Source organism: Streptomyces sp. NPDC005202, assembly GCF_040608235.1.
GTDB lineage: Bacteria > Actinomycetota > Actinomycetes > Streptomycetales > Streptomycetaceae > Streptomyces.
Map to the genome: position 1 here is coordinate 144,303 of NZ_JBEXHW010000014.1, position 4,719 is coordinate 149,021.

General features: G+C 70.8%; 4 protein-coding genes and 1 pseudogene. 4 read left to right on the top strand and 1 reads right to left on the bottom strand.

Features of this window, described 5'->3' with window-relative positions; all coding sequences use genetic code 11:
• Window positions 1-257: 257 nt before the first annotated feature.
• The 4 genes and pseudogenes from ABZV31_RS21630 to proC form a co-directional block, all read left to right on the top strand.
• Window positions 258-473 (top strand): annotated as a pseudogene (locus ABZV31_RS21630) (SAM-dependent methyltransferase); the annotation flags it as partial.
• Between the two features lie 179 nt (window positions 474-652).
• The gene (locus ABZV31_RS21635; RefSeq protein ID WP_355896189.1) at window positions 653-1,450 is read left to right on the top strand and encodes an ABC transporter ATP-binding protein; all 798 of its coding nucleotides are present in this window, start codon (window positions 653-655) and stop codon (window positions 1,448-1,450) included.
• On the top strand, window positions 1,447-2,247 hold the full coding sequence (locus ABZV31_RS21640; RefSeq protein ID WP_355896192.1) for an ABC transporter permease: 801 nt from the start codon (window positions 1,447-1,449) through the stop codon (window positions 2,245-2,247). Before ABZV31_RS21635 ends, ABZV31_RS21640 begins: the two co-directional genes overlap by 4 nt.
• 103 nt (window positions 2,248-2,350) lie before the next feature.
• Window positions 2,351-3,160: a pyrroline-5-carboxylate reductase gene (proC, locus tag ABZV31_RS21645; protein ID WP_355896195.1), complete on the top strand. Its 810-nt coding sequence runs from the start codon at window positions 2,351-2,353 to the stop codon at window positions 3,158-3,160.
• A 33-nt stretch (window positions 3,161-3,193) separates the two neighbouring features.
• Here the strand turns inward: proC and trpS are convergent, their stop codons facing one another.
• The gene (trpS, locus tag ABZV31_RS21650; protein WP_355896198.1) at window positions 3,194-4,189 is read right to left on the bottom strand and encodes a tryptophan--tRNA ligase; all 996 of its coding nucleotides are present in this window, start codon (window positions 4,187-4,189) and stop codon (window positions 3,194-3,196) included.
• Between the last annotated feature and the right edge of the window lie 530 nt (window positions 4,190-4,719).

A 4,719-nucleotide genomic window follows, 5' to 3' on the forward strand; every position in this document is an offset into this window, starting at 1 on the left:
GCACCGCCCCACGCCGGGCCGTCCCGCACCGCCCCACGCCGGGCCGTCCCGCACCGCCCCACGCCGGGCCGTCCCGCACCGCCCCACGCCGGGCCGTGCCGCACCGCCCCACGCCGGGCCGTCCCGCACCGCCCCACGCCGGGCCGTGCCGCACCGCCCCACGCCGCGCCGTCCCGCACCCTCCCACGCCGCGCCGCGCCGGCCCTCGTGCCGAAATCCGCTGACACAGGCCGGTCCACTGCGCCCACCATGGCCGTATGACCGCATCCCCGCCGCCCGTCCCGGGCCCCGAGAGCCTCCACGCCACCCGAGCCCACTCCTTCAACGCCGCCGCAGCCCAGTACGCCGCGAACCGCCCCTCCTACCCGCCCGCCCTCTTCGACAGGCTCGAGGAACTCACCGGCCGCCCCCTGGCGGGCGCCCGCGTCGCGGACATCGGTGCCGGCACCGGTATCGCGACGGCTCTGCTCCACCGGCGCTGACCCCGGCATCTTTCGCCCCGTGCGGCGGCAGCCCCTGGCTCGTCCCGGGCTGCCGCCCGCTCATGCTGCCTCCGCCGCAGCCGGACTGCCGGGCCTGCCGCGCCTGCCGGCGCGTCATCGCGCACCCACCCCCTTGACGGCACCCCGCCGTCCCCCGCATTATTCATCGCATGGTGAATTATGCTTCTGGTCCACCCCGCACGGGAACCGACGCCGTCCACGCCGAAGGCCTCACCGTCGTCCGCGGCCCCCGCACGGTCCTGCGCGGCCTCGACTTCACCGTCCCCCGCGGCCAGATCACCGGCCTGCTCGGCCCCTCGGGATGCGGCAAGTCGACCCTCATGCGCGCGATCGTCGGCACCCAGGCGAAGGTCACCGGAACCCTGGAGGTCCTCGGCCACCCCGCAGGCCACGCCGCCCTCCGCAGCCGCATCGGCTACGTCACCCAGGCCCCCTCCGTCTACGACGACCTGACCGTCCGCCAGAACCTCGACTACTTCGCCGCGATCCTCGACCCGGGCCGCGCGGCAGCCGAGCGCCGCCACGACAACGTCACCCGGGCCATCGCCGACGTCGACCTCACCAGCCACACCGACGCCCTGGCCGGCAACCTCTCCGGCGGCCAGCGCAACCGCGTCTCCCTGGCGGTGGCCTTGCTCGGCACCCCCGAACTCCTGGTCCTCGACGAACCCACGGTCGGCCTGGACCCGGTCCTGCGCCGCGACCTGTGGAACCTCTTCCACGACATCGCCGAGACCCGCGGCGCGACCCTCCTCGTCTCCTCCCACGTCATGGACGAGGCCGAGCGCTGCCACCGCCTCCTCCTCATGCGCGAGGGCGAGATCCTCGCCGACGACACCCCGGACTCGCTCCGGTCCCGTACCGGCTCGGAGACCGTCGAGGCGGCGTTCCTGCACCTGGTGGACGAGGCGGTCGCAGCAGGCCGCGCCAAGGAGACAGCCCGATGAACACCACGATGACCACCACGATGAGCACGAAGACGACCGCACCCGCCCCCACCGGCGCCCTGAACGCCTCCCGCACCACCGCCACCGCGGCCCGGGTGCTGCGCCAGCTCCGCCACGACCCGCGCACGATCGCCCTGCTGATCCTGGTCCCCTGCGCGCTGCTGCTCCTGCTGCGCTACGTCTTCGACGGCAGCCCCCGCACCTTCGACAACATCGGCGCCTCGCTCCTAGGGATCTTCCCGCTGATCACGATGTTCCTGGTGACCTCGATCGCCACCTTGCGCGAACGCACCTCGGGCACCCTCGAACGCCTCCTCGCCATGCCCGTCGGCAAGGGCGACCTCATCGCGGGTTACGCCCTCGCCTTCGGCATCCTCGCGATCATCCAGTCCGCCCTGGCCACGGGCCTGGCGGTCTGGTTCCTCGGCCTGGACGTCACGGGCTCGCCCTGGCTCCTCCTCCTGGTGGCCCTGCTCGACGCGCTGCTGGGCACGGCCCTCGGCCTCTTCGTCTCGGCCTTCGCGGCCTCGGAATTCCAGGCGGTCCAGTTCATGCCGGCAGTCATCTTCCCGCAACTTCTGCTCTGCGGCCTCTTCGCCCCCCGCTCCACCATGCACCCCGTCCTGGAGGCCATCTCCGACGTCCTCCCGATGTCGTACGCGGTCGACGGCATGAACGAAGTCCTCCGCCACACGGACATGACGGCGACATTCGTGCGGGACGTCCTGATCGTGGCGGGCTGCGCACTGCTGGTGCTGGGGCTGGGAGCGGCCACCTTGAGGAGGCGTACGGCCTAGCCGCCCCGCTCCGCGCCGCAACCCCACCGCACCCCGGCAACCACCGTCCCGCCTGCCGGACAACCGCCCCGCACCCCTCACCCCCGGTGCGAGGATGAACCCCATGAGCCAGAAAGTCGCAGTCCTCGGCACCGGCAAGATCGGCGAGGCCCTGCTCAGCGGAATGATCCGAGCCGGCTGGGCCCCCGCCGACCTCCTGGTCACCGCCCGCCGCCCCGAACGGGCTGAAGAACTCCGTACCCGCTACGGAGTCACCCCGGTCACCAACCCGGAGGCCGCCAAGACCGCCGACACCCTGATCCTCACGGTCAAACCGCAGGACATGGGCACCCTCCTCGACGAACTCGCCCCGCACATCCCCGCCGGCCGCCTGGTCATCAGCGGAGCCGCCGGCATCCCCACCTCCTACTTCGAGGAGCGCCTGGCCGCGGGCACCCCGGTCGTCCGCGTCATGACGAACACCCCCGCCCTCGTCGACGAGGCCATGTCCGTCATCTCCGCCGGCACCCACGCCACCGCCAGCCACCTCGCCCACGCCGAGGAGATCTTCGGCGCCGTCGGCAAGACACTCCGCGTCCCCGAGTCCCAGCAGGACGCCTGCACCGCCCTCTCCGGCTCGGGCCCGGCGTACTTCTTCTACCTGGTCGAAGCCATGACCGACGCCGGCATCCTCCTCGGCCTGCCTCGCGACAAGGCCCACGACCTCATCGTCCAGTCCGCGATCGGCGCCGCCGTGATGCTCCGCGACAGCGGGGAGCACCCCGTGAAACTCCGCGAGAACGTCACCTCGCCCGCGGGCACGACGATCAACGCCATCCGCGAACTGGAGAACCACGGGGTGCGTGCCGCGCTCATCGCCGCGCTGGAGGCCGCACGGGACCGCAGCCGCGAACTGGCGTCCGGCAACAACTGACGTCGGCGGCGGGCGGTCGGCGAACGTCGGCCCTCAGGCCGGCAGGAGCCCGATCGCCCGGTACGCCGCGTCCACCCTCGGCCGTGCCATCTCCCGGGCCTTCTCCGCGCCCGCCCGCAACACCCCCTCCACATACGCTGGATCCGCGCACAACTCCTTGTGCCTCTCCTGCACGGGCCTGAGCAGCTCGACCACGGCCTCCGCGGTGTCCTTCTTCAAGGCGCCATACGACTCATGTACACCGCTCAGGGCTTCGGGGTTCCCCCCTTCACACGCGGCCAGGATCTCCAGCAGATTCGCGACCCCGGGCCGCGACTCCCGGTCGTAGACGACGTCCTGCCCACTGTCGGTCACGGCCCGCATGACCTTCTTCCGCACGACATCCGGCTCGTCCAGCAGATACACGATCCCCGGCCCGGAGTCGTCCGACTTCCCCATCTTCGACGTCGGCTCCTGAAGGTTCATCACCCGCGCCGCCACCTTCGGATGCGTCGCCTTCGGCACCACGAACGTGTGCCCGTACCGCTGGTTGAACCGCACGGCCAGATCCCGGGTCAGCTCCACGTGCTGCGTCTGGTCGCCCCCGACCGGGACCTCGTCCGTCCCGTACGCCAGGATGTCCGCCGCCATCAGCACGGGATACGTCAGCAGCGACAGCCGCACACTCCTGCCCCGCTCCTGCTCGCGGGCGGCCTTCTCCTTGTACTGGATCATCCGCCGCATCTCACCGTCGGCCGCCATGCACTCCAGCAGATACGACAGCCGCGGATGCTCGTCCACATGGCTCTGCACGAACACGGTGCACCGCTCCGGGTCCAGCCCCGCCGCCAGCAGCAGCGTCGCCGCCTGCCGACTGAGCCTGCGCACCCGCGCGGGGTCGTGGTCCACGGTCAGCGCGTGCAGATCGACGATGCAGAACAACGCGTCCGACTGGTGCTGGTCCACCTCGACCCACCGCCGCATGGCCCCCAGGTAGTTCCCCAACGTCAGGTGCCCGGTCGGCTTGATCCCGCTGAAGACCCGTGTCATCTCCACTCCATCTCCTCGTCGAGGCCGTTGTCCCCGGCCAGCCGCCCCTCGGGAGATCTGGAGGGAGATACGAGAACGGCCGCCGAGGCGGCGGCCGTTGAAGTGCATACGTGAGTACGGCCGCCGTCAGGCGGCCCACCACTGCTGGGGACACGTATGCGTAGTCACGCACCCCAGAGTACGCCCTGGAGGGCCGTCCGGCCGTGAGTTGACACATGTCGACGGCCTACGTAAGGTTCTTCGGGTTGTCCGATGTGAGAGCCGACTCCGGTCGGTCCCCGGACAGCCATTTCGCAGGTACCACCACTCCTCGACGACAGTCGGTCAGTCTGCCGTCGTGTCATTGGCATGCGTATTTGCGAAATGAGGAATCCGCGTTCGAAAGAACGCAGCCCCCGATTCGCTCGGGAGCGCGGAATCCGCTAAAGTCTCACTCGTCGGAACGGCCCAACGGCTGGGAAGACAAACCCCGCTGACTGGGGATCAGGTCGAGAAAAGATCTGATAGAGTCGGAAACACCGAAGGGAAGC